This window comes from Nocardia aegles (genome assembly GCF_052545135.1).
The window spans coordinates 723,369-748,142 of the sequence record NZ_JBQWRI010000003.1 but is presented as its reverse complement, the minus strand read 5'-3'; the positions used below and the strand labels follow the sequence as shown (position 1 = coordinate 748,142).

Below are 24,774 nucleotides of genomic sequence, written 5' to 3'. Positions count from 1 at the left end.
GCCGCGAACGGCGGATGCTCGATCTCGCTGACACTGGAAAGTCGTGGTTGGGGGCCGCTGGGCGCGTTGGGATCGGAGCTCTGGACATAGCGGTCACGGTCCCGGTGTGCGCGCTGTCGGGTCCAGCGTCAGGTGTGGGTCCTTGCCCCTGGCCGGCGGTACTACCAAGCAGGAGGTATCCGCTCAGAGCGTTTGACGGCGAGGCCGGAACTGTTCGATGCGTACCCTCTCAGCCCGGCCGGGTGCGAGTCCTACGAGCGCCGTTCGCGGCCCGGTTCGTGGCCGGGTGGGCGAAGTGCATGCGACGCAGTCGCGAGTCTCGCCCGCCCGGCCACGAACCAAGAAGGGGCCGCGAACACGCAGCGCCGCAGGCGCTGCAAATCAACTCAGTGACCGGAGTGCTCGGCTTCGGCCGGGCCGGACTTGTCGGAGTCGTGGCGCTCGGTGTGCTGGCCCGCGTCGACCGGGACCTGGACCTGGACGGTGCCGTTCTGCTTGAAGTTGAACGAGACGTTGTAGGTCAGGCCGGGGGCGATGTCCCTGGTCAGGCCGGTGATCTCGATCAGGATCGGGTTGGCCTCGGGGTCCGGGACGGCGGCCGGGGAGCCGTGCTCGCTTGCGCCGTGCGACTCGGTGGTGGTGGGCGCGGCGGAGCGCGGCGCGCCCGCGCCGGTGGTCGGCGCGGCGCTGGTGGTGGTCGACGCGGCCTCGCGCTTGACCGGCCGGCTCGCGGCGACGACGGTCTGCTGCGGGGCGAGCTCGACGACGGACTTGCCGGAGGCCGGGGTGATCTTGACGGTGCCGAGGTCGGTGGTGATGCTGGTCAGCTCGTCGGGGACGGACTCGCCGTTGTTGACGATGGACAACGCGATGAGTGCCTTGCCGCCCTTGGCGTTGTTGTACGCGGTGCCCTCGGACGGGTACACGATGTGCACGTTGCGCAGGGCGATGCGGCCCACGTCGGCGTGGTTGCCGTTCACGGCGGCGACCTGCCGCGCGGTCTGCGAGATCTGGCCCGCGCCGCAGCCGGACAGCGCGATCGCCGCTCCGGCGGCGAGTGCGGCAACCGTCACCATGCGACGTCGCGCCCCCTTCGGGGCGGTCACAGCTTTCAGGGCAGTCACGGGTTGTCCCTCCATGTCGACCGGGCTCTGGCTCCGCGCGGGAGCGTAGTAACTAGGCAGCGTAGTAGTTCACTCGACGGCGCGGGCGCGGGGGCCGGGTCGGGCCCGCGCGCATGCGGTGGGGGTGTGCGGCGGGCCACGAGGCATCCGGGCCGACACCCCGCGTGTCGGTAACGGTTCGATCGAACTTCGGAGGTTGCCGGGAAGGTGCCGACACGCGGGCGACGAGCGGCGCCGACGGAGCCGGGAGATAACCCGTTCTGGCACAACGTAATGCACACCGCCTGGCATCTGTCAAGCCCTACGGTTGCCTCGTTGTGGCCCTGACCTGCACAGTTGATCGCGCCGTTACCGAGTCGCATGTTAAACTGTGAACATCGAAAGGGGCACGGGACACATGATTTTTAAGGTCGGAGACACCGTCGTTTACCCCCACCACGGAGCGGCGCTGATCGAAGCAATCGAGACTCGCACCATCAAGGGTGAGCAAAAAGAGTATCTGGTCCTGAAGGTCGCCCAAGGCGATCTCACTGTTCGGGTTCCCGCGGAGAACGCCGAATACGTCGGCGTGCGTGATGTCGTGGGTCAGGAGGGTCTCGATCGGGTCTTCCAGGTGCTTCGCGCGCCGCATACGGAGGAGCCGACCAACTGGTCCCGCCGCTACAAGGCCAACCTCGAGAAGCTCGCCTCCGGCGATGTGAACAAGGTGGCCGAGGTCGTCCGCGATCTGTGGCGCCGGGAACAGGACCGCGGCCTGTCCGCGGGTGAGAAGCGCATGCTCGCCAAGGCTCGGCAGATTCTTGTCGGTGAGCTCGCGCTGGCCGAAGGCACCGATGACGGCAAGGCTGAGACCCTGCTCGATGAGGTCCTCGCAGCGGCTTCCTGACCGTGAACACACCTGACAACGGTGTTCGTCCCAGCGACGGACCCGTCGTTGCTCTGGTGCCTGCCGCCGGTCGGGGCGTGCGCCTGGGTGAATCAGCACCCAAGGCGTTCGTCCCGGTCGGCGGCACACCCATGGTCCGGCTCGCCGTCGAAGGTTTGATCGCTTCCGGCGCGGTCGACCGGATCATCGTGATGGTTCCCACCGAACTCGTCGACAGCGCCGTTGCCCTGCTGCCGCCCACGAATTCGGTCCAGGTGGTCGTCGGTGGTGCCGAACGTATCGACTCGGTGCGGGCGGGTATCGCCGCGGCGCCCGACGCCGCCTACTTCTTGGTGCACGACGCCGCCCGAGCGCTCACGCCGCCCGAGCTCATCGCCCGGGTCGCGGCGGAGTTGCGCGCGGGCCGCCCCGCCGTGGTCCCCGGACTCCCGGTGGCCGACACCATCAAGTCCGTCGACGCGGCCGGCGCGGTCACCGGCACTCCCGACCGCGCTTGGTTGCGCGCGATCCAGACGCCGCAGGGTTTCGCGGCCGACCTACTCCGCCGCGCCTACGTGCCCGAGGGCATCCAGGCGACCGACGACGCGGGCCTGGTCGAGCGGCTCGGCGTCGCGGTCCACACCATTCCCGGCGATCCGCTCGCCTTCAAGATCACCACGCCGCTCGACCTCCGGCTCGCGGGCGCGGTGCTCGACGGCGCGGGCATCGGACGGGCGGTGGCGCGGTGACCATGCGCGTCGGCATCGGCAGCGACGTCCATCCGATCGAAGCCGGCAGACCCTGCTGGATGGCCGGGCTGTTGTTCGACGGCGACGACGGCTGCGCGGGTCACTCGGACGGCGATGTCGCCGCGCACGCCCTGTGCGACGCGCTGCTGTCCGCGGCGGGCCTCGGCGATGTCGGCGCGGTGTTCGGCACCGGACGGCCGGAATGGGCGGGTGTCTCCGGCGCGGCCATGCTGAAGGAGGTGCGCAGACTGCTGGACGAAGCCGGCTTCGAGGTGGTCAACGCCGCGGTGCAGGTGATCGGCAACCGCCCCAAGATCGGGCCCCGGCGCGCCGAGGCGCAACAGGTGCTCGGCGAGCTGCTCGACGCCCCGGTCTCGGTGTCCGGCACCACCACCGACGGCCTCGGCCTGACCGGTCGCGGCGAGGGTGTCGCCGCCGTGGCGACGGCCCTGCTGCAAGCCTGTCGTTGATCCTGCTCCGGCGGACCCGAGCCGGTCCGTAGACGACCTTATACACCAGCTAGGATCGACTGCCGTGACGCTGCGCCTCTTTGACACCGACACGCGGACCGTGCGCGATTTCGCGCCCTTGGTCCCCGGCCGTGCTTCGGTGTACCTCTGTGGCGCCACCGTGCAGGGCGAGCCGCACATCGGCCATGTGCGCAGCGGAGTCGCGTTCGACGTGCTGCGACGCTGGCTGCTCGCGCACGACATCGACGTCTTCTTCATCCGTAACGTCACCGATATCGAGGACAAGATCCTGACCAAGGCCGCCGAGGCGGGCAGGCCGTGGTGGGAGTGGGCCGCCACGCACGAGCGCGCCTTCGATCGCGCCTACGAACAGCTCGGTGTGCTGCCGCCGTCCGCGGAGCCCCGCGCCACCGGCCACATCACCCAGATGGTCGAGATGATGCAGCGGCTGATCGACCGCGGTCACGCCTACGCCTCGGCCGGCAACGTCTACTTCGACGTGGTCAGTTATCCCGACTACGGCACACTGTCCGGCCACCGGCTCGACGACGTGCACCAGGGCGAGAGCGCGGGCGAGGGTAAACGCGACCCGCGTGACTTCACTTTGTGGAAGGCGGCCAAGCCGGGGGAGCCGACCTGGCCGTCGCCCTGGGGCCGCGGCCGCCCGGGTTGGCATCTGGAGTGCTCCGCGATGGCCGAGTTCTACCTCGGTTCGGCATTCGACATCCATTGCGGCGGTATGGATCTGGTGTTCCCGCACCACGAGAACGAGATCGCCCAGTCGAAGGGCGCCGGTGACGAGTTCGCCAGGTATTGGCTGCACAACGGCTGGGTGACCATGGGCGGGGAGAAGATGTCCAAGTCACTGGGCAACGTGCTCTCCGTGCCGAACGTGCTGAAGCAGGTGCGAGCCGTCGAACTGCGGTTCTACCTGGGCAGCGCGCACTACCGCTCGATGCTGGAGTACTCCGACAAGGCGCTGCGCGATGCCGCGCAGTCCTACCAGCGCATCGAGGCGTTCGTGAACCGGGTGGTGGACCGGGCCGGTGAGATTCCGGTGGGCAAGTGGACCGACGCGTTCGCCGCCGCCCTCGACGACGATCTCGCGGTGCCGAAGGCGTTGGCGGAGATCCATCGTGCGGTGCACGAGGGCAACAAGGCGCTGGAGGTCGGCGCGATCGACTCCGCGCGCGACCTGGCGAGTCAGGTGCGCGCCATGCTCGCCGTTCTCGGTGTCGATCCGTTGGACCCGCACTGGTTCAGCCCGAGCGATTCCTCGGCCGCGCTCGGCGCTCTGGACGTGCTGGTGCGTGCGGAACTCGACCGCCGCCAGGAGGCGCGGGCCACCAAGGACTGGGCGACCGCCGACGCCGTACGCGATCGCTTGCAGTCCGCGGGGATCGAGGTCACCGACACCGCCAACGGTCCCGAATGGGCGCTCGGCGTGCCGCAATCCGGAAAGGCCAAGTGATGGCAGGCAATTCGCAGCGCCGCGGTGCGGTTCGCAAGAGCGGCAGCAAGAAGGGCGCCGTGGTCGGCTCCGGCGGCAAGCGCAGGCGCGGACTGGAGGGGCGTGGCGCCACCCCACCCGCGGAGATGCGCACCAAACATCCCGCCGCCAAGCGAGCGGCCGCGAAAGCCAAAGCCGCCCAAGGCCGTCCGTCGGTGCGCGGCGCTGCCGGCCGTCCCGCCGGACGCAGGACCGAAGACGGTCCCGAGCTGGTGCTGGGGCGCAATCCGGTGGTGGAGTGCCTGCGCGCCGGTGTGCCCGCGACCGCGCTGTACGTCGCGGTCGGCACCGAGAACGACGACCGCTTGACCGAGAGTGTGCGGCTGGCCGCCGAGACGGGTATCTCCATTCTGGAGGTGCCACGCACCGACTTGGACCGGTTGAGCGCCAACGGATTGCACCAGGGCGTCGCCCTGCAGGTGCCGCCGTACCGCTACGCCCACCCGGACGACCTGCTCGACCGGGTGCGCGATGCCGCCGAGCCCGCGTTGCTGGTGGCGCTGGACAACATCTCCGACCCGCGTAACCTGGGCGCGGTCGTGCGCTCTGTGGCGGCGTTCGGCGGCCACGGCGTCCTGATCCCGCAGCGGCGCAGCGCGAGCGTCACCGCGGTGGCCTGGCGCACCAGCGCGGGCGCCGCCGCTCGGCTTCCGGTCGCCCGCGCGACGAATCTCACTCGCACCTTGAAGGATTGGGCGGCTCAGGGCATCCAGGTCGTCGGCTTGGACGCCGGTGGCGACACCACGCTGGACGATTTCGACGGCCGCGAGCCGACCGTGATCGTGGTCGGCTCGGAGGGCAAGGGGCTCTCGCGCCTGGTGCGGGAGTCCTGCGACACGATCTTGTCGATTCCGATGGCGGGCCCGGTGGAATCGCTGAACGCGTCGGTCGCGGCCGGTGTGGTGCTTTCCGAAGTCGCCCGCCAACGCCGCGCCTGAGCCTTACGCCGGTCGCTCACGCGTTGGGTCGCCGGCCGGGCTCCTGATGTGCCGCGTCGGGCTGTAGCCACTCGAGCTGCCGAACGGCCTAAAAACCCGGAGAGGCGGCTGCGCCCAGTAGAATTCGGCTGGTGGTGATACCCAATCAGCCCATTGGCTCGCCGGTCGAGCATCCGAACGCGACGGCGGTGTTGTTTCTCGGCGCGGCCAGCCTCCTCTGCTGCGGGGTGCCGGGGCCGGTGGCGTGGGCGCTGGGACGGCGCGCGCTCAGCCAGATCGAGGAATCCGGCGGCGCGTACGGTGGTCGCGCCCAGGTACTGGTCGGCTACGTCCTCGGCGTCATCGGCACCGTCATGATGATCGTCTTCGCGGTGTTGTTCCTGCTCATCTCGCTCGGCGGTAATGCTTGAGCGGCGCCGCCGGAGCCGGTCCACCACGCTGGGCGCGGGTCGCGACCGCGAACCGGTCCGTCCCGCGGCATCGCGCCCAGCCGCTCAATCCAGACTGGGCTGCCCGGGTTCGGCGGTATCCCACGCGGGCCATTCCGTGCTGACGCTGCCGGACCACGTGGGCTGCCTGCGATCGCGGAACGCGGCCATGGCCTCGCCGCCGTCGACGCTCTTGGTCGCGTGCTGGTTGAGATCGGTTTCTAGTTGACCGACCACGGCCGGGGTCATGCCGAGCCCCTCCCAGAGCAGCCGCTTGGACAGTGCCACCGGTAGCGGCGCCGGGCCGTTCGCGATGTCGTGCGCGACGGACAGCGCGGTCGGTAGCACCTCGCCGGCGGGCAGTGAGCTGTTGGCCACGCCCAGCGCCTTCGCCTCGTCACCGTCGAAAGTGCGGCCGGTCAGCATGATGTCGGCGGCGTTGGCCATGCCGACCAGCCTGGGTAGCGTCCAGTGCGCGTAGCCGTCGGCCAGGACGCCGCGACGCACCTGATTCAGCCCGTACACCGCGTCGCGCGCCATGTATCGCAGGTCGCACTGCAAGGCCAGGGCCAAGCCGATGCCGACCGCATGGCCGTTGACAGCCGCGATCACCGGTTTGCGTACCCGCCACGGCGGCGGGTCGATCGTGGCGCTGACCTCGCCCACCCGATTGGACAGGTCCGCGCCGGCGCAGAACGCGGGCGGGGTACCGGTGATGACCACGGCGCGAATGGCGTCTTCCGAATCGCAGCGCTGCAACGCGGCACCCAACTCGGCGGCCATCGTGGGGGTGAAGGCGTTCTGCTGGGCGGGCCGGTTGAGCGTGAGCACAGCGACGCCCCGAGAGACATCGACGTGCAGTTCCGAACTCATGCCACAGGATGTTAGCCGACGGGCGGGGACCTGACCCGAGGCAGAAGTCCTCAGCTTTCCGCGCAGCGCTGTGCGCCCGATGGCGTACTCGTGCACCTCGGCCGGCCCGGCGCCGACCTCGCTACCGGACCGGCGGGCGGTGTCGTCAGCGAGCGCCGGCGAGTCGTCGGCTGCGGGTGCCCAGCAGGCGGCAGGCGAGGTAGATCAGGAAGGAAATCGTGGTCACGAAGGTCGAGACGGGGACGCCCGGTGCGAGCGACAGCAGGATGCCGCCCACGGCGGCGAGCTCCGCGAACACCACGGCGAGCACGGTCGCGCGGACGGGATCCGCGGTGAGCTGGGCGGCCGCGGCGGCCGGAGTGATGAGCAGTGCGAGGACCAGCAGCGCGCCGACGATCTGCACGCCGAACGCCGCCGTGATGCCCAGCAACACGGCGAACACGATGGACAGCGCCCGCACCGGGACGCCGCGCGCGACGGCCACTTCCGGGTCGGAACTGGCGAACAGCAGCGGCCGGTAGACGAAGGCGAGCACCGCGATCACGCCGGCGGTGCAGACCGTGAGCAGGCCGAGGCCGCTGTTACCGACACTGACCACCTGGCCGGTCAGCAGCGAGAATTTCGATCCGGCGCGCTCGGGGCCCAGCCACAGGAACAGCACCGAAAGCCCCAGCCCGAACGAGAGCACCACGGCGATCACCGAATCGCGTTCCCGGGCCCGCGCACCGAGCAGGCCGAACAATATCGCCGCGACCACCGATCCGGCGATGGCGCCGAAACCGACCCCGACACCGGCCAGTAGCGCGGCGGCCGCGCCGGTCAGGGACAGCTCACTGGTGCCGTGCACGGCGAACGACATCTGCCTGCTGATGATCAGTGGGCCGATCACGCCGGACAGCAGCCCCAGCAGGGCCGCGGCGAGCAGCGCCTGCTGGACGAAGCCATAGGACAGCAGGTTCGCCGTGGTGCCGAAGTCCAGCATCTTGCCGAGGACCCCGGAAAGCTTGTCGGTCACGAACGCACTCCGCTCTGCTCCGGATCCGCGGCCGGACGGTCGCCGTCGCCGTGCACACGATCCGCCGAAGCATGGGATACCGCCGCCGTGCCGTTGCCGGGTATCGAGCGGCCGGACCCCACATCGCCTGGTGCCGCGTCGCCGTTCGCCGGGGTGGTGGCGTTGGTCGCGGGGTGGGTTGTCGACCTGCTGGTTCGCGCGACGGTCTCCCTGTCTGCCGAGGGTGCGGAGTCTGCCGAAGGTGCGGACACGAAGGCGACGGCGGTATGCGTCGAGGCCGGTGCTGCGGGGACCGGCTCTGCCGCGGATGACATGGTCGAAGTGGCGGCGCCCGATACCGGGGTGCCGGCGGGGTCGCCGTGCGCGAATTCGTCGCCCGCCGGGCCGTGACAGTGGCCGCCCGCCGTGCCGAGCGCGTCCATGGTGTCGCCGGTGCCGACGACCACCAGACGCCCGCGTACCCGCAGTACGTCCACCTGGGTGCGGTACAGCTCCGACAGCACCGCCGAGGTCATCACCTCTTCCGGCGTCCCGATCCGGAAGCGGCCGTCGACCAGGTACAGCACCCGGTCCACCAGGGGAAGGATCGGGTTGATCTCGTGCGTCACGAAGAGCACCGCGGTGTCGTGGGTGCGCCTGCGGCGATCGATGAGCTCGGCGACCAGCTGTTGATTCGCCAGGTCCAGGCTGAGCAACGGTTCGTCGCACAGCAGCACCTTCGGATCACCGACCAGCGCCTGCGCCACCCGGAGTCGCTGCTGTTCACCGCCGGACATGGATTCCAGTGGCGCGTGGGCGAACTGCTCGGCGCCCACGTCGGCGATGGCCGCGGCCACCTTTCGCTTGCGTTCGGCGCGGGAGCGCAACCCGAGCCCCCAGCGATGCCCGTCGACGCCGAGACCGACGAGATCGACGCCGCGCAACTGCACCCCGGCGTCGATCGTCTTCTGTTGCGGCACATAGCCGATGTCGTGATTGCCGGTGCGCGCGGGGGATCCCGCGATCCGAGCCGTGCCCGAACTCAATCCGACCTGGCCCAGCAGCACCTTCAGCAGCGAGGTCTTGCCCGAACCGTTCGGCCCCAGGACCGCGACGAACTCACCCTGTGCGACGGTGAGATCCAGCCCCGCCCAGAGGGTTCGATCGCCGAACGACAAGCGGGCGGCCTCCAGTCGAACCACCGCCGCCGAGACGTCACCGATGTTCGATCGCCGTTGCGCCCCGTCGGCGTGCTCGGTCAGCGCGGCTCCCTTGTTCATCTGCTCAACCCAGCGCGGCGGCCAGCGCCTGCGCGTTGTTCGTCTGCCACTGAATGTAATCCACGCCGTGGGGCAGAGTCTCGGTCACCTCGACGACGGCGACGCCCGCCCGCTGCGCGGTGCCACGCAGGTCCTTGGTGATCTTGTCCTCGGTTTGCACGTTGTAGATCAGGGCGCGGACCCGCTTGCCGGCCAGGAGGTCCTGGGTCGCCGCCACGGCCGCGGGGGCCGGGTCGGTCTCCTGCTCGACGGCTTCCTGGAACTCGTGCGGAGTCAGGTCGTCGGCTCCGGCGGCAACCACCAGGTAGTGCGCCAGGGGTTCGGTTTGCAGCACCGGCGTCTTCGGGTGTTCGGCGGCGATCTTGCCGGTGATCGCGGTGACCGCGGCGAGCCGGTTCTTGAACGTGGTCGCGCGCTCGGCGTAGGCGGCGGCCTTACCCGGGTCCAATTCGCCGAGTTGGGCGGCGATCCGGTCGGCGACCACGTCGACGGTGCGCACGTCGTACCAGACGTGCTCGTTGCTGTCGCTCTGGTCGGCCCGCAGGGCGAACGCGTCCACGGTGCGCTTGTTCGTGCCCGCCACCGCCTTCTCGGCGAACTCGTCGTAGCCGCCGCCGTTGTACACCACGAGGTCGGCATCGCTGAGCGCGGCGGATTCGACGGCGGAGGTCTCGTGCGAGTGCGGGTCGGCGGACGGATCGGTGATCAGCGCCCGGACGGCCGCGTCGGGGCCCGCGATGGTGGCGGCGATATCGCCCCAGACGTCGGTGGAGGCGACGACGGACGGTCGCCCGTCGTGGTCCGAGCTGCCGCAGGCGGTCAGCGTCAGGGCGGAGACGACCCCCACGGCGATACTTGCGCAACTGATGGCGAATCGGGTTCTCACGTGGGGTACTCCTGGCCGTGCTCTAGATCATAATGGAAATCGTTCCCGTTAACTCTAGCAGGGGCCGTCAAACGATCGGACGTTGTGCCCGCGCGAAAGCCGAATGCGAAGGGCCCGTGAACGATTGCTCGTTCGCGGGCCCTCGGCGGTACGCGGTCAGACCAGCGCGGCCTCCACCGGCTGTCCGAGCAGCTGCGCGCAGCGCAACAGGCCGAGATGGCTGTACGCCTGCGGATGGTTGCCGAGCGATCGTTCGGCAACCGGGTCGTACTCCTCGCTGAGCAGCCCGGTCGGGCCCGCCACGTCGACCAGCTGCGCGAACAGCGCCTCGGCGTCGGAGCGCTTGCCGATCAGCAGGTACGCCTCGACCAGCCAGGCCGCGCACAGATGGAATCCGCCCTCGCCGCCGGGCAGTCCGTCGTCGTGGTGGTAGCGGTACACCGTCGAGCCGCTGCGCAGCTCGGCCTCGGTCGCCACGACGGTCGCCGCGAAGCGCGGGTCGGACGGGTCGATCAGGCCGCTCAATCCGATGTGCAGCGTCGCCGCGTCCAGGTCGGTGCCGTCATAGGCCGCGGTGTAGGACTGCACCTCGTCGTTCCAGCCCTTGGCCTTCACCTCGTCGGCGATGGTGTCACGCAGCAGCGGCCAGGCCGGATCGGTCTCGCGATCGAACTTCTGCGCCAGGGTCAGCGCGCGGTCGACGGTCAGCCAGCCCATCACCTTCGAGTACACGTGGTGGCGCGGGTTGCCGCGGATCTCCCAGATGCCGTGGTCGGGCTCCTGCCAGCGCCGCTGCACCGCCGAGACCATGGCGCACACCAGCTCCCAGTCGGCATCGGGCAGCACGTGCGCCGGATCGGTGACGCCGCGCAGCTCCCTGGCATGCGCCAGGGTGGCGATGAGGTCCACGATCGGACCGAAGACGTCCAGCTGCACCTGCATGTTGGCCGCGTTGCCGACGCGCACCGGGCGGGAGCCTGCGTAGCCGGGTAGCTGGTCGATCGAGGCCTCCGGCGGCAGCGTCTCGCCGTAGAGCGTGTACAGCGGGTGCAGCCGCTCGGGGCCGGGCAACGTCTCCAGCACGCGGTGCACCCAGCCGAGGTAGCTCTCGGCCTCGGCGAGCGAGCCGAGCGAGACCAGCGACTGCGCGGTCAGCGCCGCGTCGCGCAGCCAGCAGTAACGGTAATCCCAGTTGCGCACGCCGCCGATGTCCTCGGGCAGCGACGTGGTGGCGGCCGCGAGGATCGAGCCGGACGGCGCGTGCACCAGTCCGCGCAGGGTGAGCGCGGAACGTTTCATCAGGTCGGGCTTGAGCGGCGGCAACGTGAGCGTCCCGGCCCAGTCCGACCAGTACCGCTCCGCGTCCCGGCGCCGCTCCGCCTCGCTGGTCGGAGAGGGGTCGAGATCAGTTGTGCCGCAGCGCAATTCGAGCACGATCGGACCCTTGGACGGGTCGACCACGGCCCGTGCCGACTCGTGGGTGCCGTCCGAGACGATCTCCCACCGCACGCCGGGGGAGCGCAGCACGATCGGGTCGTTGGTGCCGTACACCCGCAGCCCGCCCTCCTGCGCCTCGAGGTTCACCGGCACCTGGCCGAACTCCGGGCGGGGAGCGAAGGTGACCACGGCCTTCGCGTCGCCGGTGATCACCCGGGTGAGGTCGGTGCGGGTCGGGGCCACGTCGTGCGGCAGGTAGTCGGTGACTTGCAGTTTGGCCCAACGGGTTTCGACGGTCATCGTGCCGTCGACGTAGCGCTGCGAGAGCGGCAGGCCGGGCCGCTCGGGCTCGATGGTGAAGTGGCCGCCCTGCGGACCGCCGAGCAGGTGCGCGAACACCGCGGCCGAATCGGGCTCCGGATGACAGAACCAGGTCACCGTGGCATCCGGGGTGAGCAGCGCGACCGAGCGCGGGCTGGCCAGCATGGTCAGCCGCTCGATGCGCGGCGCGCTGGCGCCGGCCAGCCAGGTGCGGCGCTCCTCCAGCAGGTAGGCCAGCGCCCAGGCCACGGCCTCGGTGCTGTCCACCCGGAACTTGGCCAGGCTCTCGCCCTCGCCGACCTTGATGCCGACGTCCGGGCCCGACAGCACGCGGAACGCCTTCTCGTCGGTGACGTCGTCACCGAAGAACACCGCGGCCGAGGCCCCCGCCTGATGCCGAACGGTGTCCAGTGCGGTGCCCTTGTCGGTCTGCACCACGGCCAGTTCGATGACGGCCTTGCCCTCGGTGACCTGCACGCCGAACCAGCACGCCGGACCGAGCCGGACCTGCGACAGCGCGCGATGGCCGATCTCCGGGCTGGCGTTGCGCACGTGCAACGCGACACTGGCCGGTTTGATCTCGACGGTGACGCCGGGGTTGTCCGCGGCGATCTGGTTCAGCGCGGTCTGCAGCTCTTGGAGCAGATGCCTGGCGTCGTTGTCGATCGCGTGCACGAAGCCCACGTCGAATTCCGAGCCGTGACTGCCGATCAGTTGCACCTCGACCGGCAGACGGGACAGCGCCGCGAGATCTCGCAGCGCACGGCCGGAGATCACGGCGGCAGTGGTCCCGGTCAGGCCGGCGAGGGCTCGTAACGCGCTCACCGATTCCCGATGGGGGAAGGCTTTGGCCGGGTCGGACACGATGGGCGCGAGTGTCCCGTCGTAGTCCGATGCGACCAGCAGCCGTGGCACGCGCGCGACCGTCGACAGTGCACGGCGAAGTTCCAGTGGCAGATCCTGTGCGCTCACGCATCCAACCTAGTGATCGGAGGAGTTTTTTCAGGGGGCGGGCAAAACAATACTGTGTCGAATTTGCGCACAGAAGCGCGCCGGTTCGCGTGCGCACGATGACGCACGACCTGAACCGGTGTCCGGTAGGTCTGCCCAGCTAACGGCAACGAGTCCGCGCGGGTGAGCTTCGTCGCAGCACAGCGGGCGTTTCGGGCCCGGCTGGTGGCCGGGCGCCGAAGAGCTTACTGGTTGCGGTCGCCCAGCAGGAGGTCGACGGTCAGTTCGAGACGTTCGGTGACGTCGGTGGCCGACGCGCGCCGGGTCAGCCAGGCGACCAGATTCGACAGCCACACGTCGCTGATCACCCGGGCGATGGCCAGTTGGCGTTCGGTGGGCTCGCCGTCGTTCATCGCGCGGGCGAACACCCGGTCCATCACCTTGCCGACGCGGTCCACCTCGGCGGCCGCCGAGGCGTCGGCGAACATGAACGCTCGGGTCATGGCTTCGGTGAGCAGCGGGTCGCGCTGCATCATCCGGGTGATCTGGGTGAGCAGCAGGTGCATGCGTTCCTGCGGAGACTGCCCGGCGAGCGGCTTGCGTTTGCCCTCGATCTGCTCGAACTCGCGCGACAGCGCCGAGACCAGCAGGTGCACCTTCGACGGGAAGTAGCGGTACAGCGTGCCGACCGCGACATCGGCGCGCTCGGCCACCGCGCGCATCTGCACCGCGTCGTAACCGCCCTTGGACGCGAGCGCCAAGGTCGCGTCCAGGATCCGCTTGCGCCGCTCGCGTTGCGCCGCCGAGCTCAGCTCCGCCTCGCTGAGCGTGGTGACCGTGGCGGCCGGCCGGCCCGCGCTCGGGTCGGCTGGCTGCGATCGGGACGGACTGGCCATTGATGGAAATCCTTTCCGGAAATGTCGTTTCGTCGGCTGCGTGCGCGGTGCGGCCGCGACGGCAATGGTCTCTTGACTTCCGCCCGGCTAGGATATTAGAACATGTTCTAGGTGTGGGAGTCACGCCGGAAAGGCGGTAGGGAGTGTGACCATCGCCACCACTGACGAGCATAAAGCCGTTCAGGAGTCGATGCGCGGATGGGCCGCCGCGGTCCGTCCGATTGCAACAATGCGGGCCGGCTCGGCCGACTTCTGGCGCGCCTACTGGCCCGCGCTGGCCGAGATCGGGATCTTCCGCGTCGCGGTGGCCGAGGACGCGGGCGGCGCGGGCGGGTCGGTCTCCGATCTGGCCGTGCTGGTGGAGCAGGCGGCGCACGATCTGGTCGGCGGCCCGGTCCTCACGACGGCTCTGGCCGATCTGATCACCGCCGGGCAGCTCGACGAGGATCTGCCCTGCGGTGTCGCGCTCGACTTCGTCGTCGATTCGACGGTGAGCGTACCCGCCGCGAGCGACGGCGCGTCGCTCACGGGTACCTGGGATTCCGTCCTCGGCGCCGCTCCCGGCACCGCCGTGCTGCTGCCGATCGAGCACCCACAAGGGCGGCGGTGGTGCCTGATCCCGCCGGACGCCGACGGCCTGCGGGTGGAAGCGCTCGCGCCGCTGGACCCGAGCACGCCGCTGGCCCGGGTGCACTGCGCCGGCTTGCGCGTACCCGCCGAACGCGTGTTCGTCGCGCCGCACGCGGCAGAGGACCTGCTCGTCGCGCTGGTCGCCGCCGAACTGTCCGGCCTCGCGGGCTGGTGCCTGGAGACGGCGGTGGAGTACGCCAAGCTGCGCGAGCAGTTCGGCCGCAAGATCGGTTCGTTCCAGGCGGTCAAGCACATCTGCGCGTGGATGCTGTGCCGCACCGAACTCATTCGCGCCGTGGCGGCCGACACCGCGGCGGCTGTGGACGAGGGCGGCGCCGAACTGCCGATCGCGGCCGCCATCGCGGCCGCCATCGCCTTGGACGCCGCGGTCGAGACCGCCAAGGACTGCATCCAGGTGCTCGGCGGCATCGGCTTCACCTGGGAGCACGACGCCCACCTGTATCTGCGCCGGGCGACGGCCCTGCGTCAACTGCTCGGCGGTTCGGCGCGCTGGCGGGCTCGGGTCGCCGAATCCACCCGCCGCGGCCTGCGGCGGACCACCGGCGCCACCCGGGTCTTCGCCGAGGAGGGCGTGGCCGCCGTGGACGGCGACAGCGCGGACGAACTGGCCGCCGAGGTCGCGCGGATCGCTGCGCTGCCCGCGGAGCGCCGGCGCGCGGCGCTGGTCGACGCTGGCCTGGTCATGCCGCAGTGGCCGCGGCCGTACGGGCGCGCCGCGGACCCGATGACCGGCCTGGTGATCTCCGAGCAGCTGCGCCGCGCCGGCCTCACCGCGCCGGACCTGGCCATCGGCGGCTGGGTGATCCCCACCCTGCTACGGCACGGCACGCCGGAACAGATCGAACGCTTCGCCTGGCCGACCTTGCGCGGCGAGGTGATCTGGTGTCAGCTCTTCAGTGAACCCGAGGCCGGTTCCGACCTGGCGGCGTTGCGCACCACCGCGAAAAAGGCCGACGGCGGCTGGGTGCTGCGCGGTCAAAAGGTGTGGACTTCGCTGGGCGACCAGGCGAATTGGGCGATCTGCCTGGCGCGCACCGACCCGGATGCGCCCAAACACCGCGGCATCACGTACTTCTTGGTCGACATGCACAGCGCCGGGCTCGAGGTGCGCCCACTGGTGCAGATCACCGGGGAGGCGCATTTCAGCGAAGTCTTCCTCGACGACGTGTTCGTGCCGGACGCCTGCGTGGTCGGCGCGCTGAACAACGGATGGAAGATCGCCCGCTCCACCCTGTCGACGGAGCGGGTGGCCATGGGCGGCAACGGCATCGGTCCGGTGCTCGAGGAGCTGATCGCGAAATCACCCGCCACCGGCCCCGGCGCGGAGCTGGTGAACGACCGGCTCGGTGGATTCGTTGCCGAGGCGATCGCGGGCCTGCTGCTCGAACAGCGCGCCGCGGCGCGGATGCTGGCGGGCGGGGATCCGGGTGCGCAGAGCAGTGTGCGCAAGCTGGTCGGCGTGCGCCACCGCCAGGCGGTCGCGGAATTCGCCGCGGAGGCGGCGGGCCCGCTCGGCGCGCGGGACTGCGAGGTGACCAAGGAGTTCCTGCTCACGCGCTGCCTGTCGATCGCGGGCGGAACCGAGCAGATCCTGCTCACCGTGGCCGCTGAGCGGATTCTGGGGCTGCCCCGGGACGCGGACAGCTAGCCCTACCGCCGATCGGGAGACGAGCGTGGACTTCACCAGGGACGACGGCCAGGACGCGGTGGCCGAGGTCGTCGTGAGTTTGCTGGAGCGCGAACCGGCGCGCGACATGCGATTGTGGCCGAAGCTGGCCGACTCCGGTCTGCTCGTCGTCGCGTTGCCGGAGCGGTTCGGCGGCGACGGGATGGGGCTGCTCGAAGTATCGGCGCTACTCACCGAACTGGCCACCGACGCGGTCGCGGTGCCCGCGCTGCCGACGCTGGGCATGGGCGTGCTGCCGCTGGTGGCCTGTGCGCCGGAGAACGTGCAGTCGCTCGTGCTGCCCGGGGTCGCCGCGGGCGCGGTGCTCACCGCGGCGCTGAGCGAACCGGCGGCACCGTTCACGCCCGAGCCGCAGACCACCGCCGTCCTCGACGGCGACACCGTGCGCATCACCGGGCACAAGGTCGCGGTGCCGTACGCGGAGCAGGCCGCCTGGCTGCTCGTGCCGACCAACGCCGGTATCGCCGTGGTGGACGCGCACGCCGCGGGCTTGACCCGCACGCCGACGCCGGTCTCCGGCGGCATTCCGGAGTACACGGTCGGGCTGGACCAGGTGGAGATTCCGGCCGACCAGCTGTGGCCGGTCGGTCTCGCCGACCTGCACCGGCTGGCGCTCGCCGCCATCGGATCGGTAGCCGATGGATTGCTGAAGGGGGCGATCACGCTCACCGCGGAGCATCTGCGCACCCGCCACCAGTTCGGCAGGCCGCTGGCCGAGTTCCAGGCGGTGGCCCAGCAGATCGCGGACCTGTATATCGTCTCGCGGACCCTGCACGTGGCCGCGGTATCGGCGAATTGGGCTCTGGCACAAAATGATTCGAGTCAGGAGCAGCGTGAGCGCACCGACGACGATCTGGAGATCCTGGCCTACACCGTCGCCGCGGAACTGCCCGCGGCCATGCAGAAGTGCCATCACCTGCACGGCGGCCTCGGCGTAGACGTGACCCACCCGATGCATCGCTACTACTCACAAGCCAAGGACATCGCGCGCTGGCTCGGCGGCGCGTCGTTCCGGCTCGACCGACTGGGAGCCAGATGTTCATCGACCTGACCACCGAACAACGCAGGCTGCGCGACGAATTGCGGGCCTACTTCGCCGCTCTCGTGACCCCCGAGGAAGAGGCCGAGATGGCGGTCGACCGGCACGGCGCGGCCTACCGCGCCGTGGTGCGCCGGATGGGTCGCGACGGCCGGCTCGGTGTCGGCTGGCCCAAGGAATACGGTGGGCAAGGCTTCGGGCCGGTCGAGCAGCAGATCTTCTTCAACGAGGCGGTCCGGGCCGACGTCCCGCTGCCCCTGGTGACGCTGCTGACCGTCGGCCCCACCTTGCAGCAGTTCGGCACCGAGGAGCAGAAACAGCGGTTCCTGCCCGGAATACTCTCCGGCGACATCCATTTCGCCATCGGCTACTCCGAGCCGGACGCGGGCACCGACCTCGCCTCGCTGCGCACCTCGGCGGTGCGCGACGAGTCCGGCGACTGGATCGTCAACGGGCAGAAGATCTTCACCACGGGCGCGCACGAGGCCGATTTCGTCTGGTTGGCCTGCCGCACCGGCTCCGCCGAGTCGCGCCACCACGGCATCACGATCCTGATCGTGGACACCACCGACCCCGGCTACTCGTGGACGCCGATCATCACCTGCGACGGCGCCCACCACACCAACGCGACCTATTTCGACAATGTGCGGGTCCCGGCGAACATGCTGGTCGGCGCGGAAAACCGGGGCTGGAAGCTGATCACGACGCAGCTCAACCACGAGCGGGTGAGCCTGGGTCCGTCCGGCAAGATCGAGCAGCTCTACGACCGGGTGCGCGACTGGGCGCGACCGCGTGGCGTGCTCGCCGAACTCGACGTGCGCCGAGCGCTGGGCCGCATCCACGCCATGGTTCGGTTGAACGAGCTGCTGAACTGGCAGGTCGCCGCCGCGTCTGATGGGCGGCGGTCGCAGGGCCGCGCGTCGTCGGGCACCGCGACCGCTTCCGGGCCCGGCGCTGCCGCCGCCGGTGTGGACGGCGACCAGGCGCGGGTGATCGCCGACGCGTCCGCGACCAAGGTCTATTCCACCGAATCGCTCCAGGAGGCGGGCAGACTCGCCGAGGAGATCGTCGGCCGCTACGGCGACCCGGCCGACCCGGCCACCGGCGAGCTGCTGACCTGGCTGGACCGCAGGACCAAGCAGAACCTCGTGGTCACCTTCGGCGGTGGTGTCAACGAGGTGATGCGGGAGCTGGTCGCCTCGTCCGGTCTGCGGTTGCCGCGAGTACCCCGATAACGAGTGAAGGAGCCGCGTGTGCCGGAAACCACTACGCCGGAGGCGATCGTCGCCGCGGCCGCGGCCATCACGGCGGCGGGGGAGAGCACGCCCCGTTACGGGCGTGATCCGGTGAACCAACCGATGATCAACAACTGGGTCGAGGCGCTCGGCGACGCCAATCCGATCTACGTCGACGAGGCGGCGGCGCGCGCCGCGGGACATCCCGGCATCGTCGCGCCGCCCGCCATGGCCCAGGTGTGGACCATGTTCGGGCTCGATGGTTCTCGTCCCGCCGACGACCCGATGGGGTTGGCCACGGAGCTGCTCGACGCCGCCGGATACACGTCCGTGGTCGCCACGGACTGCCGGCAGACCTACCACCGCTACCTCGAGGTCGGCGTACAGGTCTCGGTCACCAGCACGCTGTCGGACATCCGTGGCCCGAAGCGCACCGCGCTGGGCGAGGGCTGGTTCGTCACCTTCCAGACCACCTGGCGGGTCGGCGCCGAGGTGGTCGCCGAAATGCTGTTCCGGCTGCTGAAATTCGCTCCCGGCACGGCCGCGCCGACAGTCGCGGAGGGTGCGCGGGTCAAGCCGCTGGTTTCCCGGGACACCGAATTCTTCTGGGCGGGAACCAAAGCGGGCGAGCTGCGCATCCAGCGGCTGCCGGACGGTTCGCTGCGGCATCCGCCCATTCCGGCGATCTGGCAGGACAAGTCGACACCGACCGACTATGTCGTCGCCTCCGGGCGCGGCACCGTGTTCAGTTACGTCGTGCACCACGCGCCGAAGGTGCCCGGGCGGCAGCTGCCGTTCGTGGTGGCGCTGGTCGAGTTGGCGGAGGGCGTGCGCATGCTCGGTGAACTGCGCGGCATCGACCCGGCCGAGGTACGGATCGGCCTGCCGGTCGAGGTGGGCTTCGAGAGACTCGACGACGAGGCGACGCTGCCGGTCTGGCAGGTGGTCGCATGAGCGGTCAGGCCCGCAGGAGGCAGCGAAGCGTTACCACGCGGGGCTCCGCTCATGCGAGGAAGGAAGCACGATGACCGCCGCCGTGGAACCCGGCGCCGTGCGCGTCGGCACGGTGCTGCCCGAACTGGCGATCCACGCCGACCCCACATTCGTGATCAGCACTGCCCTGGCCACCAGGGACTTCCAGGACGTGCACCACGACAGGGACAAGGCCGTCGCCCGCGGCTCGAAGGACATCTTCGTCAACATCCTCACCGACACCGGCTTGGTGCAGCGCTTCGTCACCGACTGGGCGGGCCCGCGCGCCGTCGTCAAGTCGATCGCGCTGCGCTTGGGCGTGCCGCTGTACGCCGGGGACACGCTCACGCTCACCGGAGCGGTGACCGCGGTGAAAGGTGCGGACGTGCACATCGACGTGGTCGGCAAGGACAGCCTCGGCGACCACATCACGGCCACGGCGGTCATCGCGTTGCGGAGGGCCGATGTCTGAGCGGACGATTTCCCGCCGCGCCTCCATCGTCGGCATCGGCGCCACCGATTTCTCCAAGGACTCCGGGCGTAGCGAACTGCGTCTGGCCGCCGAAGCGGTCACCGCCGCGCTGGCCGACGCGGGCCTGACGCCGGCCGACGTGGACGGCCTGACCACGTTCACCATGGACACCAACAGCCAGGCCGCCGTGGCCAGGGCGGTCGGCATTCCCCGGCTGACGTTCTTCAGCCACATCGGCTACGGCGGCGGCGCGGCCTGCGCCACCGTCCAGCAGGCCGCCATGGCGGTGGCCACCGGCGTCGCGGATGTCGTGGTGGCCTATCGCGCGTTCAACGAGCGGTCGGTGTCGCGGTTCGGGCAGTTCGCCACGGCATTGGCCACCGCGCCCACGTCCTCGGGTATCGACGCGGGCTGGTCCTATCCGCACGGGCTGGGCACGCCCGCCGCGCAGGTCGCGATGATCGCCCGGCGCTACATGCACGTCTATGGGGCCACCAGCGCGGACTTCGGCCGCGTGGCCGTCGCCGGCCGCAAGCATGCCGCGGTGAACCCGGCCGCCTTCTTCTACGGCAAGCCGATCACGCTGGAGGACCATCAGAATTCCCGCTGGATCGCCGAACCGCTGCATCTGCTGGATTGCTGCCAGGAATCCGACGGAGGCGTCGCGATCGTGGTCACCGGCGTCGAGCGGGCTCGCGACCTGCCGCAGCGACCCGCCGTCATCGCCGCGGCCGCCCAGGGTTGCGGCGCCGACCAGTACGTGATGACCAGCTACTACCGCGACGCCATGACCGGCCTGCCGGAGATGGGCCTGGTCGGCGCGCAGCTGTGGGCGCAGAGCGGGCTGCGTCCGGAGGACACGCGGGCCGCCATCCTGTACGACCACTTCACCCCCTTCGTCCTCCTGCAACTGGAGGAACTCGGGTTCTGCGGCCGGGGCGAGGCGAAGGATTTCATCGCCGACGGCGCCATCGAGGTCGGCGGGCGCCTGCCGCTCAACACCCACGGCGGCCAGCTCGGCGAGGCGTACATCCACGGCATGAACGGCATCGCCGAAGCCGTGCGCCAGATCCGCGGCACCTCGGTCAACCAGGTCGCCGACCTGACCGACATCCTGGTCACCGCGGGCACCGGCGTGCCGACCTCCGGACTCGTGCTCACCGCCGAGTGATCAGCTCGGCCGCGCATACTCGCGTCGGCACTTCGCGCCCGTCGCGGCGAGTGCCCAGTGGCGCTCTCCGGCGCGCGGGTGGCGCGTAGCTTAGGGCAAGTGGTGGCCAGGCATTTGGTGGATGTGCACGTGTTGCTGCTGCGCGACGCGGAAGTGTTGCTGAGCAGGCGGCGTAGCGGGGACGAGTTCGACGGGTTGTGGCACCTGCCCGCCGGGAAGCTCGAGCCGGGGGAGTCGGTGCTCGCCGCGACGGTCCGCGAAGCGTTCGAGGAGGTCGGCGTCGTGATCGACCCGGCGGATCTGCGGCACGTCCATTCCGCGCATGTCGTCGAGTCCGGGCGAGAGGCCAGGATCGGGTTGTTCTTCGAGACTCGCCGCTGGTCGGGCGAGCCGGTCAACCGCGAACCCGACAAGTCCTACGAGTTGGGATGGTTCCCGCTCGCGAACCTTCCGGAAACGCTCATTCCATATCCGGCGGCGGGTATCCGCGGCTACCGCACCGGCGTGACCTACAGCCAGCGGGGCTGGCCGAGCTGATCACACACGCAAGTGCGCGGCGAGTATGCGGGCGAGCTGCTGGACGCTCTCCGGCGTGTCGGGGCGCAGCGTGGTGCGGTAGCCCGCGAAGCGGTCGAAGACTGCTCCCTCGATGACGGCGACGAAGTCCGCCGCCCGGGTGTCCGGATCGGGCGCGCCCAGGGCATGGAACAACTCGCGGGCGCGGTCGACGGAGAACAGGCTGCGCACCAGCCGGGGATGTAGGTCGGGATCGTCGAGCAGGTCGATCAGCAGCGCGTGACGGGCGATCAGGTGAGCGCGCCGGTGCGCCAGTAGCCGGTCCAGCCATGCGGCGATGTCGCATGGCCCCGCGGTGGTCGGCGTCAGCGCGGCGGTGGCGAAATCGTCGCGGGAGCGGGTGGTGATCCGGTCCACGATGGCCTCGATGAGCGCGCGTTTGCTGCGGAAGTAGTAGGAAGCCGACCCGGTGGGCAAGCCCAGTTCCGCGTCCAGCGCGCGGTGGGTCAGCGCGCGCAGGCCGCGCGCGGCGATCAGCTCGATGGCGGTGTCGACGAGGAGCACGCGTCGGTCGTCTGTGGACATGATCACCCTTCCTGGCCGCCGTGGGGCTCGTCCTCTACAAATGTAGAGGACTCGGGAGGTGTCATGGAACCCAGGTGGGATGCCGATCAGGCGCGGGCGGCGGCGCGGTTGGGTGAGTTGGTCGATCGGCGCGGCAGGCCGGTTCGACGTCGCCGGGGCGTCTATCTCCACGGCAGGCCCGGACGCGGCAAGACCATGCTCATGAACCGGTTCTTCGCCGAGGTGGTATCGGAGCGTAAGCGGCGCTATCACTTCCACCAGTTCTTCGCCGATCTGCATGCCGCGGCACACGCGTCCGGCTCGATCGATGCAGCGGTGGACGCGCTGCTCGGCGACACCCGGCTGGTCTGCTTCGACGAGTTCCATGTGCACGACATCGGCGACGCCATGCTGATCGCCCGGCTGCTCGACGCACTGTTCGCCCGCCGCGTCGCGCTGGTGGTGACGTCGAATTATCCACCCGAGGAGTTGCTGCCGAATCCGTTGTTCCACGACCGGTTCGTGCCGACGATCGACCGAATTCGCGCGAACATGGACGCGGTGGCCGTCGACGGCGCGACCGACTATCGCACTCTCGGTTCTCCCAGCCCCGCGGCCGGATTCGCGGCCGGGCGATACATCGTGGCGCCCTCGAGGCGCGCGCCCATGGAGCCGCTGTCGATTTCGGTCGTCCGGAATAATGGCGCGGCGCGGCGGACCGACGAGTCGGCCGTCGAAATTCCCCTCGGCACTCGAATTCTGCGCGCTATTGCGACCGACGGAAGCGCCCTCGTCATCGAATTCGGCGCATTGTGCGGGACCCCGGCTTCCGCGGCGGATTATGTTTCGCTGGCCCAACGATTTACGCGCTGGGAAATCCGAGATGTGCCACGGCTGTGCGAAGTTCCGCTCGACTGGGCGACGCGTTTCGTGAACGTCGTCGACGTGCTCTATGACGCCGATCGCGAACTCGCCGTCATCGCGTCGTCGACGCTCGGTGAGCTGGTGCGGGAGGTGCGTGAAGTGCCGGATATATCGCGTTTGACGAGTCGGCTCAGTGCTTTGTCCCAATCCGCGCCCGATATCGCCCGGTAGTCACCGTCGCGTCGGCCGCTCCGCGGAGTTGCGGTTCGAGAGAAGAGACTGCGAAGAATTCCATTTCATCCCGGGCGGACCGCTCGGCATGTAACTATGTGGCTGTTTTGTGGAGTACGCATTTGTGGAGTACGCAGATTTGGTGGTAGCGGAGTGGCCCGGGCGCGAGCGTCGATATCGCGCGTGATCGTGCTGATCACGCTGCTGGCTTTTGCCGTCATCGCCGTGCGTGGATACATCCCAGGAATCACCGCGGCCGGGTCGCGCGGGCAGGCCCCGTCCGCCGTGTCGGTCGCGCTCGTGCCGGTGTTGCTGACTGTCTCGATCGTGATCCTGCTGGCGGGTGTCATCGCGAGCCGGCAGCGATTGCCGTCGGTCATGCCGGAGCCGGAACGCGCGGACGAGCGCAGGCGGTGGCGGCTGGGCCGCGCGGGCCTGGCGGTGCTCGGTGCGCTCGCGCTGCTCGGCGTGCTGGTCGCGGCCGGGACGGCGATCTACTTCATCGGCGCGAGCAGGCCGGGCGAGCCCGCGCGCCCGGCGCCGCCCGCCACCACCACGGGCGCCGCGCCGCAGCAGGGCACCGTGCCGCCCGCCGAGCGCCAACCCGGGTCGGCGGGGCTGACCGGGACAGCGCTGGTGCTGACCGGCATCGCGGCCGCGGGACTCGTGACGGTGGCGATGAGCGGGTTGGTCGTGGTCGCGGTGTCGTCGCGGCGCAGGCCCGTTGCGCCGCAGGCGCTCGCGGTCGCGGGGACGCCCACCGCGGTTGAGTCGCTGGCCCGCGCGGCCGAGCTGGGCCTGGCCGCGATGAACGCCCCGGGCCAGGACCCGCGCACCGCGATCATCGCCTGCTACGTCGCGATGGAGCGCGGCCTCGCCGCCGACCGCGCCGCCGCGCCCCTCGCCTCGGACACCCCGATGGAGGTGCTGGCCCGCGCGTTCGAACGCGGCGCTCTGCACGACGCGGCCGCCCGCGAGCTGGTCGCCCTGTTCGAGGAGGCCAGGTTCAGCCCGCACGCCATGCTCGAAGGGCAGCGCAGGCGAGCCGAGCGACTGCTGCGCATCGTGCTCGCCGACCTGCCAGGGGAGGTGCCCGCGTGACCGGTCGAGGGCGGAAGGACATCGCGTGAATCGGATGAAGGTTGTGGTCACCGGCGTGATCGTCATCGCGGTGGTCGAGCTGGTCGCCGTCGAGCGCGCCCCCGGGCTGCTGCTGATCGCCGCGGGTATCCCGGTCGCGGTGGCGCTGGGCCGGCTGATCTGGTCGCTGCTCGAGCGCGCCGAGGCGGGGGACGCCGAAGCGATCGAGGACACGGAGAACGGCCCGGCCGAGATGTTGCGGCGCTGGCACGCCAGGGCACAGACGCTCGCCGACCGCGCGGACGGCAGCCGTGCCGATTGGGACCGGCATCTGCGTCCGTTGCTGGCAAAGCAGTTCGAGCTGTCCAGCGGCCACCGGGTGGCGAAGAACCGCAGCGCGGTCGAGGCGGCGGGTGTGCACCAGTTCGGGCCGGAACTGTGGCACTGGGTGGACCCGGCCGATTCGGATCTTCGTGATCGGGCCGGCCGGGCACCGGGGCGTGCGGTGCTGGAGGAGATCCTGAGCCGCCTGCAGAGAATGTGACATTCGTTGAGGCAAGTGCGGGTACC

The 24,774-nt window shown here is 70.1% G+C and carries 23 protein-coding genes and 1 pseudogene; 16 read left to right on the top strand and 8 right to left on the bottom strand.

Features of this window, described 5'->3' with window-relative positions:
- Positions 1-386: 386 nt before the first annotated feature.
- Complete coding sequence (locus ACT89H_RS13375) at positions 387-1,124, bottom strand: hypothetical protein (protein WP_445108872.1); 738 nt, start codon at positions 1,122-1,124, stop codon at positions 387-389.
- 397 nt (positions 1,125-1,521) lie between these two features.
- On the opposite strand from ACT89H_RS13375, the gene carD reads away from it, so the two are divergent.
- The 6 genes from carD (at position 1,522) to ACT89H_RS13345 (ending at position 6,066) form a co-directional block, all read left to right on the top strand.
- Positions 1,522-2,010, top strand: a complete 489-nt coding sequence (gene carD / locus ACT89H_RS13370) for an RNA polymerase-binding transcription factor CarD (protein WP_011206964.1) — start codon at positions 1,522-1,524, stop codon at positions 2,008-2,010.
- 2 nt (positions 2,011-2,012) lie between these two features.
- On the top strand, positions 2,013-2,738 hold the full coding sequence (gene ispD / locus ACT89H_RS13365; RefSeq protein ID WP_445108871.1) for a 2-C-methyl-D-erythritol 4-phosphate cytidylyltransferase: 726 nt from the start codon (positions 2,013-2,015) through the stop codon (positions 2,736-2,738).
- 2 nt (positions 2,739-2,740) lie between these two features.
- Positions 2,741-3,208 (top strand): 2-C-methyl-D-erythritol 2,4-cyclodiphosphate synthase, encoded by a 468-nt coding sequence (gene ispF / locus ACT89H_RS13360; protein ID WP_062968866.1) that lies wholly within the window; start codon positions 2,741-2,743, stop codon positions 3,206-3,208.
- Between the two features lie 64 nt (positions 3,209-3,272).
- Entirely contained in the window at positions 3,273-4,679 is a 1,407-nt protein-coding gene (gene cysS / locus ACT89H_RS13355; RefSeq protein ID WP_445108870.1) for a cysteine--tRNA ligase, read from the top strand.
- Positions 4,679-5,656 carry a 23S rRNA (guanosine(2251)-2'-O)-methyltransferase RlmB gene (rlmB, locus tag ACT89H_RS13350; RefSeq protein WP_445108869.1) on the top strand — a complete coding sequence of 326 codons (978 nt, stop codon included), beginning with the start codon at positions 4,679-4,681 and terminating at the stop codon, positions 5,654-5,656. Before cysS ends, rlmB begins: the two co-directional genes overlap by 1 nt.
- 131 nt (positions 5,657-5,787) lie before the next feature.
- Positions 5,788-6,066 carry a DUF4190 domain-containing protein gene (locus ACT89H_RS13345; RefSeq protein WP_445108868.1) on the top strand — a complete coding sequence of 93 codons (279 nt, stop codon included), beginning with the start codon at positions 5,788-5,790 and terminating at the stop codon, positions 6,064-6,066.
- Positions 6,067-6,150: 84 nt separating this feature from the next.
- On the opposite strand, the gene ACT89H_RS13340 is transcribed toward ACT89H_RS13345, so the two are convergent.
- From ACT89H_RS13340 to kstR, 6 genes and pseudogenes are all read right to left on the bottom strand, one after another.
- The gene (locus ACT89H_RS13340; RefSeq protein ID WP_445108867.1) at positions 6,151-6,957 is read right to left on the bottom strand and encodes an enoyl-CoA hydratase/isomerase family protein; all 807 of its coding nucleotides are present in this window, start codon (positions 6,955-6,957) and stop codon (positions 6,151-6,153) included.
- Positions 6,958-7,102: 145 nt separating this feature from the next.
- On the bottom strand, positions 7,103-7,972 hold the full coding sequence (locus ACT89H_RS13335; protein ID WP_445108866.1) for a metal ABC transporter permease: 870 nt from the start codon (positions 7,970-7,972) through the stop codon (positions 7,103-7,105).
- A gap of 395 nt (positions 7,973-8,367) precedes the next feature.
- A pseudogene (locus ACT89H_RS13330) lies at positions 8,368-9,231 on the bottom strand (metal ABC transporter ATP-binding protein); the annotation flags it as partial.
- A 4-nt stretch (positions 9,232-9,235) separates the two neighbouring features.
- On the bottom strand, positions 9,236-10,117 hold the full coding sequence (locus ACT89H_RS13325; protein WP_445108865.1) for a metal ABC transporter solute-binding protein, Zn/Mn family: 882 nt from the start codon (positions 10,115-10,117) through the stop codon (positions 9,236-9,238).
- Positions 10,118-10,273: 156 nt separating this feature from the next.
- The gene (otsB, locus tag ACT89H_RS13320) at positions 10,274-12,847 is read right to left on the bottom strand and encodes a trehalose-phosphatase (protein ID WP_445108864.1); all 2,574 of its coding nucleotides are present in this window, start codon (positions 12,845-12,847) and stop codon (positions 10,274-10,276) included.
- Positions 12,848-13,071: 224 nt separating this feature from the next.
- Entirely contained in the window at positions 13,072-13,722 is a 651-nt protein-coding gene (gene kstR, locus ACT89H_RS13315; RefSeq protein ID WP_445108863.1) for a cholesterol catabolism transcriptional regulator KstR, read from the bottom strand.
- 145 nt (positions 13,723-13,867) lie between these two features.
- On the opposite strand from kstR, the gene ACT89H_RS13310 reads away from it, so the two are divergent.
- The 7 genes from ACT89H_RS13310 (at position 13,868) to ACT89H_RS13280 (ending at position 21,486) form a co-directional block, all read left to right on the top strand.
- On the top strand, positions 13,868-16,021 hold the full coding sequence (locus ACT89H_RS13310; RefSeq protein ID WP_445108862.1) for an acyl-CoA dehydrogenase family protein: 2,154 nt from the start codon (positions 13,868-13,870) through the stop codon (positions 16,019-16,021).
- A 25-nt stretch (positions 16,022-16,046) separates the two neighbouring features.
- Positions 16,047-17,111, top strand: coding sequence for an acyl-CoA dehydrogenase family protein (locus ACT89H_RS13305; protein WP_445108861.1), 1,065 nt, complete (start codon positions 16,047-16,049; stop codon positions 17,109-17,111).
- Positions 17,096-18,334: an acyl-CoA dehydrogenase family protein gene (locus ACT89H_RS13300; protein WP_445108860.1), complete on the top strand. Its 1,239-nt coding sequence runs from the start codon at positions 17,096-17,098 to the stop codon at positions 18,332-18,334. The genes ACT89H_RS13305 and ACT89H_RS13300 overlap by 16 nt, the downstream gene beginning before the upstream one ends.
- An 18-nt stretch (positions 18,335-18,352) precedes the next feature.
- The gene (locus ACT89H_RS13295) at positions 18,353-19,288 is read left to right on the top strand and encodes a bifunctional MaoC family dehydratase N-terminal/OB-fold nucleic acid binding domain-containing protein (protein ID WP_445108859.1); all 936 of its coding nucleotides are present in this window, start codon (positions 18,353-18,355) and stop codon (positions 19,286-19,288) included.
- Between the two features lie 70 nt (positions 19,289-19,358).
- On the top strand, positions 19,359-19,778 hold the full coding sequence (locus ACT89H_RS13290) for a MaoC family dehydratase (RefSeq protein WP_445108858.1): 420 nt from the start codon (positions 19,359-19,361) through the stop codon (positions 19,776-19,778).
- Positions 19,771-20,949, top strand: a complete 1,179-nt coding sequence (locus ACT89H_RS13285) for a lipid-transfer protein (protein WP_445108857.1) — start codon at positions 19,771-19,773, stop codon at positions 20,947-20,949. The genes ACT89H_RS13290 and ACT89H_RS13285 overlap by 8 nt, the downstream gene beginning before the upstream one ends.
- A 99-nt stretch (positions 20,950-21,048) precedes the next feature.
- Positions 21,049-21,486 carry an NUDIX hydrolase gene (locus tag ACT89H_RS13280; RefSeq protein ID WP_445108856.1) on the top strand — a complete coding sequence of 146 codons (438 nt, stop codon included), beginning with the start codon at positions 21,049-21,051 and terminating at the stop codon, positions 21,484-21,486.
- Here the strand turns inward: ACT89H_RS13280 and ACT89H_RS13275 are convergent, their stop codons facing one another.
- Positions 21,487-22,050, bottom strand: coding sequence for a TetR/AcrR family transcriptional regulator (locus ACT89H_RS13275; RefSeq protein ID WP_445108855.1), 564 nt, complete (start codon positions 22,048-22,050; stop codon positions 21,487-21,489). It abuts the gene before it with no gap.
- Between the two features lie 63 nt (positions 22,051-22,113).
- Between ACT89H_RS13275 and zapE the strand changes: the two genes are divergently transcribed.
- The 3 genes from zapE (at position 22,114) to ACT89H_RS13260 (ending at position 24,748) form a co-directional block, all read left to right on the top strand.
- On the top strand, positions 22,114-23,124 hold the full coding sequence (gene zapE, locus ACT89H_RS13270) for a cell division protein ZapE (protein ID WP_445108854.1): 1,011 nt from the start codon (positions 22,114-22,116) through the stop codon (positions 23,122-23,124).
- 183 nt (positions 23,125-23,307) lie between these two features.
- On the top strand, positions 23,308-24,225 hold the full coding sequence (locus tag ACT89H_RS13265) for a DUF4129 domain-containing protein (RefSeq protein WP_445108853.1): 918 nt from the start codon (positions 23,308-23,310) through the stop codon (positions 24,223-24,225).
- A 34-nt stretch (positions 24,226-24,259) separates the two neighbouring features.
- Positions 24,260-24,748: a hypothetical protein gene (locus tag ACT89H_RS13260; protein WP_445108914.1), complete on the top strand. Its 489-nt coding sequence runs from the start codon at positions 24,260-24,262 to the stop codon at positions 24,746-24,748.
- The last annotated feature ends 26 nt before the right edge of the window (positions 24,749-24,774 follow it).

Excerpts from the sequence above, each read along its gene's own strand:
- ACT89H_RS13275 (WP_445108855.1), bottom strand. The coding sequence starts at position 22,050 with ATGTCCACAGACGACCGACGCGTGCTCCTCGTCGACACCGCCATCGAG.
- ispF (WP_062968866.1), top strand. The coding sequence starts at position 2,741 with ATGCGCGTCGGCATCGGCAGCGACGTCCATCCGATCGAAGCCGGCAGA.
- ACT89H_RS13260 (WP_445108914.1), top strand. The coding sequence starts at position 24,260 with ATGAAGGTTGTGGTCACCGGCGTGATCGTCATCGCGGTGGTCGAGCTG.
- zapE (WP_445108854.1), top strand. The coding sequence starts at position 22,114 with ATGGAACCCAGGTGGGATGCCGATCAGGCGCGGGCGGCGGCGCGGTTG.
- ACT89H_RS13290 (WP_445108858.1), top strand. The coding sequence starts at position 19,359 with ATGACCGCCGCCGTGGAACCCGGCGCCGTGCGCGTCGGCACGGTGCTG.
- rlmB (WP_445108869.1), top strand. The coding sequence starts at position 4,679 with ATGGCAGGCAATTCGCAGCGCCGCGGTGCGGTTCGCAAGAGCGGCAGC.
- ACT89H_RS13340 (WP_445108867.1), bottom strand. The coding sequence starts at position 6,957 with ATGAGTTCGGAACTGCACGTCGATGTCTCTCGGGGCGTCGCTGTGCTC.
- ACT89H_RS13300 (WP_445108860.1), top strand. The coding sequence starts at position 17,096 with ATGTTCATCGACCTGACCACCGAACAACGCAGGCTGCGCGACGAATTG.
- carD (WP_011206964.1), top strand. The coding sequence starts at position 1,522 with ATGATTTTTAAGGTCGGAGACACCGTCGTTTACCCCCACCACGGAGCG.
- kstR (WP_445108863.1), bottom strand. The coding sequence starts at position 13,722 with ATGGCCAGTCCGTCCCGATCGCAGCCAGCCGACCCGAGCGCGGGCCGG.
- ACT89H_RS13285 (WP_445108857.1), top strand. The coding sequence starts at position 19,771 with ATGTCTGAGCGGACGATTTCCCGCCGCGCCTCCATCGTCGGCATCGGC.